Origin of the sequence: Blastomonas sp. CCH1-A6 (assembly GCF_001556365.1) — a bacterium.
Taxonomy (GTDB): Bacteria; Pseudomonadota; Alphaproteobacteria; order Sphingomonadales; family Sphingomonadaceae; genus Blastomonas; species Blastomonas ursincola.
Window position 1 is genome coordinate 1 of the sequence record NZ_LSIS01000470.1, and the last position, 4,491, is coordinate 4,491.

Here is a 4,491-nt window from a genome sequence, read left to right on the forward strand (position 1 = left end):
CTGCTGGGTCGCACGATCGACCGCAACGACGGCAATCGTTACAGCTGCCGCTAAATTCGCCTGATCCGCAGCGGCAACGCGGACAGGTGTCCCGAGCCCCTCCCTGCATCGCTGCGGGGAGGGGTTTTTCGTTCTGGCCGCGATGCTTGCCAAGCCATGCGCCCCTGCCTATCCCATGCGCCTGTCAGAAAAGGGGAGCAGCGCGATGATCAACGGACCGATATTGGTAACGCAACGCCTGATCCTTCGCCCGCCGGGTCCGGAGGATTTCGAGCGCTGGGCCGAATTTTGCGCGGACGAGGAGACCATGCGCTTTCTGGGCGGGGTTCAGCCGCGCGCGGTCGCTTGGCGCGGACTGTGCTCTATGGCAGGCGCCTGGCACATCCGTGGATATGCGATGTTCTCGCTGATCACGCGCGACACTGGCGAATGGATCGGCCGTGTCGGCCCCTGGTATCCCGATGGCTGGCCGGGTGAGGAGGTCGGCTGGGGCGTTCTGCGCAGCCACGCCGGCAAGGGCTATGCGCTGGAGGCCGCCGTGGCCACGATCGATTACGCCTTCGATCTGCTGGGCTGGGACAGCGTCATTCACACGATCGATCCCGACAACAAGGCTTCGATCGCGCTTGCTGAACGTCTGGGTTCGTACAATCAGGGGCCAACCCGATTGCCGGAGCCGTATCAGGACCATCCGGTCGATAGCTATGGTCAGACCAAGGCTGAGTGGCAGGAAAACCGGAAGAAATTTGTCCGGTTTTGAAACGACTTAACGATGAATCCCGATTTGGGACGGTCTGGCATGCCAAAGCGTGCGGGTTAACCCTCTTTGCGCGGGACAGTTTCGCACGCCGCAAGGCATGGCTAACGTAACGCTAACGCCTTCTCTGACATGGAGAGGCATGAAGCCGATCTTGTACAGGATATCAGCCATGGCCCGACTTTCCTTCGCGACGACGCGCAACCTGCTGGCGCTGGGCGCTGCTGCGCTGGCGCTGGCTGCGTGCCAGAATGCCGGTGACAAGGCGGCGGAAAACGAGGACGCAGCGCTGCTGGCCGATGCCGCCGACCCGGCGATGAAGGGCGCGCTGGAAGACCAGATCCTGGTGGACCCCGATCTGGTCGACAAATCCAATCGCAATGCCGTGCTCGGCGAAGGCAGCGATGGTTCGGTTCCGTCGGCAGGGGCGGCCAAGGGCCAGCTCGCGGCGACCGAAAAGGCTGTCGCAGCGGCTATCGGCCCGCGCGGGCTTATCAAGGCGCCGGAACCGACAAAGGTTGCCGCCGAAGACTGCAAGGATTGCAACCAGGGCAGCACGCTGGGTGCCAAGGCCGCGCAGCAGAATGGCGTTTGTCAGGGCAAGCTCGATTACGCGATGACCTGGGCGAGCCGCATGCCCGCCGATTTCGCGGTCTATCCGCGCGCCAACGTCAAGGAAGCCGCCGGCGTCGCCAACGGCCAGTGCAACATCCGGGTGGTCAATTTCACCACGCCTGCGGCTCTGAAGAACGTGGTCGACTTCTATTGGACCAAGGCGAAGCGCAGTGGCTATTCTGCGGAATATCAACTGCGCGGCAGCGACCATGTTCTCGGAGGGACCAAGGGCAATGCAGCTTTTGTGCTATTCCTCAAGCCCATGGCCAATGGCGGAACCGAAGTCGATATCGTCGCCAGCGGCGGCCGCTGATCGCGATCAGAATCCATAGACCAGCGTCAGCCGGCTCGTCGTATCGGTGGGCGCGCGGCCCAGCGCCGGGTTCGATTCATACTGGATGGTGTAGGATAGCCGCGCCTTGAGCTTGCCGATCAGCTGCGAATCGAGCGCGGCGACCGAAAAGAGCGTGCTGCGCTCCTCGTCGACATAGGCGCTGGCGGCTTCGGTCAGTTGGATGGTCGGTGTCAGCTTGAGCTTGATATCGACGGAAGCCAGACCCGCCAGCACCGATTCATCCATTCCGGTAACCAGCCGCGTGAAGCGCCAGGCCGGGCCCGCCTTCACGCTCAGCTGCGCATTCTCGCCGGTCAGGATGCTGTAACCGACGCCACCGGACAGGCTGTAGCGCGCGTGAAAGCCCTGGAAGCGATCCTGCTCGTACTGGCCGAGGCCATAGACGTAACCGCGCTGGTTGAACTTGTAATTGGGCTCGGCGCTCACGCGATATTGCTCGCGCACAACGACGTTGCTGGTTTCCTGGTAATCGGCGCGACCGAGCAGCCCCAGCCGCCAATCCTCACCCTCGGCCACCAGCTTGAGCCCCGCCGCCAGCCCGATCCCCGGGGCGTTGCCGGTGGTGGTGAACGCGCCGAGCTCGCCTTCGCCCGAATATTTGACGGCGGCTGCCTGCTCGACCTTGGCTTGTTCGGTCTTCGGCTCCGCTGCGGCGGTCACGACAGGCGCGGGCGCGGGGGCTGGAGCCGGCGCGGGGGCCGCATTGGCGGCGCGAAAGGCGGCCACCTGCGCATCGATCGCCTCGGCAGACTGGGGATAAGCCTGCTTGGCATAGCGCACGACCGCGTCCAGCCCTGCGGCATCGCCCGATTGCAATGCGGTATCGATCAGCCTTGCAACCGGCTCCGGCGTTTGCGCCGCCAGGGGGAGTGCTGCGCAGGCGCACAGCACGAAAGCGCTGGTCAGGGCGCTGCGCAACAGCATCTGTCTGGGGCCTCCCGTCGCTAGAACGAGCCGCGAGCCTAGATCAGCGGACGGAACTCTTCCACCACCGCGCGATACAACCGTCGCTTGAAAGGCACGATCAGTCCCTCAAGGCTGTCCGGATCGGCCCAGCGCCAGCTGCGGAATTCCTGGTGCGACGTTTCAATATTGATGTCCGCGTCGGTCCCCATGAAGCGCATCAGGAACCACATCTGCCGCTGGCCGCGATATTTTCCGCCCCAGATCTTGCCCATCAGCTCGGGTGGGAGATCATACAGATGCTCGTCGCGCGAGCGGGCAATGATCTCGGCAAGATGCGGGGCAATGCCGGTTTCCTCGCCGAGTTCGCGATAGGCGGCTGCTTCCGGCTCTTCCCCGGGATCGATCCCGCCCTGCGGCATCTGCCAGGCCTCGACCGTGCTGTCGAGCCGCTGGCCGACGAACACCTTGCCGCCCTGGTTCACCAGCATGATGCCCGCGCACGGGCGATAGGGAAGGCTGTCAAATTCGCTCATGCCTGCTGCCTTAGCTGTCAGCGGGCGGAAAAGGCAATGGAGCAATCGCCGCTGATCGCCTTGCTGCGGCAAAATGCGATGGAGCGAAAGCGGCTCATCAATGCCTCGACCGCAGCATCGCCGATCGGCGGCTTGTCGGCGTCAAATCCAGCGCCGCGCTCGGCATATTGGAGTACGGCGACGTTCTGATCGTCACGCAGCAACAGCGCGATGAATTGCTCGCCACGCCCCGATACGGCACCGGGATAGCCGCCGGCGGCAGTCGAGCCGCAGCCATTGCTGGAAAGATTGTATTCGGTGCCATTGGCCAGCCTGCCGCTGGCGATCACCCGCGAGAAGTTCGCAACTTCGCAGCCCTGGCCGGTATTGAAGAAGCGCTGCTGCATCTCGGCGGTGGAAACCGGCGCGCTGCCAGGACCCTTGAACGCTGAAAAAGTGATCATCCGGGTCCAGGTTTGCACCGTTTCGCCCTTGGGCACGAGTTCCACGATCATCTGTCGGTCATTCTTCGCTTCATACGCGGGCTCGAACGTATCGAACACGTGAAATTGCACCTCGCGCCCGAACACCGAGGCCGAATAGGTGCAGCAGCCTTCCGGATCGGTTGCCCGCTGCGCGCGATAGGCACCGATGATGCCTGCAAGGTCGGGCGCGTTGCGAACTTGTGGGGCGGTTTGCGAAATTGCGGAATCCGGCAAGGCAAAGGGCAAAGTGAGCAGCGCGATCGCCGCGAGGAGTGTCCTTCCGGCCATCGCGCCCTCCTGTTTCACCGGTTCAGCATCGCCTTCATGCCCCGGAAGATGGCATCGCAATCGTCCTGCGCCGAGGGAATGCCCTTGCGCAGGCAGATGAAGCCATGGATCGTCCCGCGCATCTCCATATAGGTGACATCGACGCCCGCCTTGACGCAGCGTGCGGCGAAATCGCGGCCCTGGTCGCGCAGCGGATCGAGCCCGGCGGTGACCAGCAGCGTCGGCGGGAGGGTCGCCAGATCGCCCAGGATGCAGTCGTTGCGGACATCGCCCGGGGTGGCGGCATAATTGTCGTTGAACCAGTTCATCGCATCGGCGGTGAGCAGATAGCCTTCCGCAAATTCGGTGAACGATCCGCCGGTCTGGCTTGAATCCACCACAGGATAGAGCGGGGCCTGGGCGATCACCGGGACCGCGGCGGGGTTGGCAATCAGCGCCTGCGTGACAACGATCGTCAGATTTCCGCCCGCGCTGTCGCCAGTGAACACCAGGCCCGTGATGTCGAGGCCCAGTTCCTTGCCATTTTCCGCCAGCCAGCGCGCGGCGGCCTCGCAATCCTCGGGTGCGGCGGGG

The 4,491-nt window shown here is 63.8% G+C and carries 6 protein-coding genes; 2 read left to right on the forward strand and 4 right to left on the reverse strand.

The window, feature by feature from the left end:
- Nucleotides 1–205 precede the first annotated feature (205 nt).
- Nucleotides 206–760: a GNAT family N-acetyltransferase gene (locus AX735_RS21005; protein WP_066284452.1), complete on the forward strand. Its 555-nt coding sequence runs from the start codon at nt 206–208 to the stop codon at nt 758–760.
- Between the two features lie 169 nt (nt 761–929).
- Nucleotides 930–1,685, forward strand: coding sequence for a hypothetical protein (locus AX735_RS21010; protein WP_066284446.1), 756 nt, complete (start codon nt 930–932; stop codon nt 1,683–1,685).
- Between the two features lie 6 nt (nt 1,686–1,691).
- Here AX735_RS21010 and AX735_RS21015 read toward each other — a convergent pair whose 3' ends face one another.
- The 4 genes from AX735_RS21015 to AX735_RS21030 form a co-directional block, all read right to left on the reverse strand.
- Complete coding sequence (locus AX735_RS21015) at nt 1,692–2,651, reverse strand: DUF481 domain-containing protein (RefSeq protein ID WP_231750203.1); 960 nt, start codon at nt 2,649–2,651, stop codon at nt 1,692–1,694.
- Between the two features lie 38 nt (nt 2,652–2,689).
- A complete protein-coding gene (locus tag AX735_RS21020; RefSeq protein WP_066284447.1) occupies nt 2,690–3,166 on the reverse strand; it encodes an RNA pyrophosphohydrolase in 477 nt (158 codons plus the stop codon).
- A gap of 17 nt (nt 3,167–3,183) precedes the next feature.
- Nucleotides 3,184–3,918, reverse strand: a complete 735-nt coding sequence (locus tag AX735_RS21025) for a hypothetical protein (RefSeq protein ID WP_137775494.1) — start codon at nt 3,916–3,918, stop codon at nt 3,184–3,186.
- 14 nt (nt 3,919–3,932) lie between these two features.
- Nucleotides 3,933–4,491, reverse strand: a 559-nt coding sequence (locus tag AX735_RS21030; protein ID WP_156447570.1) for an alpha/beta hydrolase, incomplete at its 5' end; no start/stop codon positions are given.